The organism is Mesorhizobium sp. P5_C1, from assembly GCF_054049815.1.
This window is the reverse complement of sequence record NZ_JBFULQ010000787.1, coordinates 1-1,952: the sequence shown is the minus strand read 5'-3', so window position 1 is coordinate 1,952 and position 1,952 is coordinate 1. Positions and strand designations below refer to the sequence as shown.

The 1,952-nt window shown below is 60.5% G+C and carries 2 protein-coding genes and 1 pseudogene; all 3 read left to right on the top strand.

The window, feature by feature from the left end; translation table 11 throughout:
- Positions 1–61 precede the first annotated feature (61 nt).
- Positions 62–709, top strand: coding sequence for a VOC family protein (locus tag ACXJ7R_RS31280; protein ID WP_457155182.1), 648 nt, complete (start codon positions 62–64; stop codon positions 707–709).
- A gap of 121 nt (positions 710–830) precedes the next feature.
- Positions 831–1,490, top strand: a complete 660-nt coding sequence (locus tag ACXJ7R_RS31275) for a VOC family protein (RefSeq protein ID WP_457155181.1) — start codon at positions 831–833, stop codon at positions 1,488–1,490.
- A gap of 72 nt (positions 1,491–1,562) precedes the next feature.
- Positions 1,563–1,952, top strand: a pseudogene (locus ACXJ7R_RS31270) (cytochrome c biogenesis protein DipZ); the annotation flags it as partial.

The window sequence follows — 1,952 nt, the reverse complement described above, 5'->3', positions numbered from 1 at the left end:
AAACTGAACTGACCGGAGGCACAAAGAAGCATTCCCATCAAACTCAACCGAGGAGGCAGACATGACGATTGCCACTACCCGCAGCAACACCGCAGTCGATATCAAGCTCGAGGTCGTAGTCATTCCAGTTTCCGATGTCGACCGCGCTAAGCTGTTCTATGCAGGCTTGGGTTGGCGGCTGGACGCCGACCTCATCGGCGACGAATTTCATGTCATCCAGTTTACGCCTCCTGGGTCCCAGTGTTCGGTTGTCTTCGGCTCAGGCGTTGCACCAGGCCCTTATGCTCGTATCGAGCTCGACATCCTCGAAACCGCTGGTGAACTCGTCGTGTCGGACATCGAGGCAGCACGCGCCGAACTCGCCGATCGCGGGGTCGACGTAAGCGAAGTGTATCACTATGCCGGTGACAAAGGGCGCGTCAGCGGGCCCGATCCGGAAAGACGCAGCTACGCCTCGTGGGCTTCCTTCAGCGACCCGGCCGGAAACAACTGGCTCTTGCAGGAGGTCACTGCGCGAGCACCAGGCCGCGTCGACGCTGGAGGCGCCACATTTGTCTCGTCGGCCGAACTCGCAGCCGCGCTTCGGCGTGCATCTGTGGCTCATGGCGAGCACGAGCAGCGGACAGGCGGCCAGCGTGATGAGAACTGGCCGGACTGGTACGCCGAGTACTTGGTGGCGGAGCACGCCGGCCAACCGCTTCCGCCATGAGCACTTCGATTGAACGGACGGCATCGCCGGCGCCTACCTGGCTAGAACTCGCGGCATTCGGGTTCTGTCCCGAGCCGCACGCGAGACGAGCTTCTCACGCAACTTAACGCAGGAGGTAAATATGGACATCACTAGCACTGTCAGCAGTATCGCAGTTGAGACACAACGGCCGCGCTCCCTCGACATGAAGCTCGAAGTTGTTGTCATTCCCGTCTCGAATGTAGAGCGCGCTAAGCAATTCTACGAACGGCTGGGGTGGAGACTCGACGCTGACTTTGTCGTTGGAGACACGTTCCGCGGGATACAGTTCACACCTCCYGGCTCGCCGGCCTCGATACACTTCGGCACTGGGATCACGACGGTCGCGCCCGGCTCTGCAAGCGGACTTTATCTTATCGTTTCGGACATTGAATCGGCTCGCGCCGAGCTTATCGGCCGCGGCGTCGAGGTCAGCGAGGCGTTTCATCGCGAAGGCCCCGGCAAGCCAACGGTGAAAGGCCGCGATCCCCAGCGACGCAGCTACTCCTCGTTCGCTACTTTCAAAKATCCGGACGGCAACGAATGGTTGCTTCAGGAGATCACCACGCGGTTTCCCGGTCGCATCGACTCCAGCACCACGACCTACGCTTCCGAGGCGGATCGTGCTTCCGCGCTGCGACGCACGTCGGAGGCCCACGGCGAGCACGAGAAGCGCAACGGCGGTCGGCGCGATGAGAACTGGCCGGACTGGTACGCGAAATACATGGTGGCCGAGCAGGCTGGCAACACGCTTCCGCTGTGAAGGGTTGGGCGCGCGGTGCGCATTCGAACCGTTCGCGCGACGACATCGATATCGAACCAAAAGGCGTCGTTGATGAAAGCAACCAAGCTGCTGCTCGCCGCGGCGCTCGCAACGGCAATCGGGGCTCCGATTGCCGGTTTTCTAGGAGGCACGAACGTGGCGCAGTCCATAATCTCCACACCAATGCGGGTTCCGTTTCTTCACGAACTCTCTACCTACCGGCTTGAGGAAAAATCGGAGCTTGCTTCGCTTGAAGCGGCGCACGAGTGGATAAATTCACCGCCGCTGACGGCGTCGGCCTTGCATGGCAAGGTCGTCCTCATCGATTTCTGGACCTACACCTGCATCAACTGGCTGCGCACGCTTCCCTACGTGCAGGCCTGGGACGAGAAATACCGGAAGCATGGTTTGGTGGTGATCGGAATCCACGCGCCGGAGTTCGCATTCGAAAAAGACCTGAAC

Bases quoted from the DNA above. Each gene is read 5' to 3' on its own strand.
- ACXJ7R_RS31280 (WP_457155182.1), top strand. From the start codon at position 62: ATGACGATTGCCACTACCCGCAGCAACACCGCAGTCGATATCAAGCTC.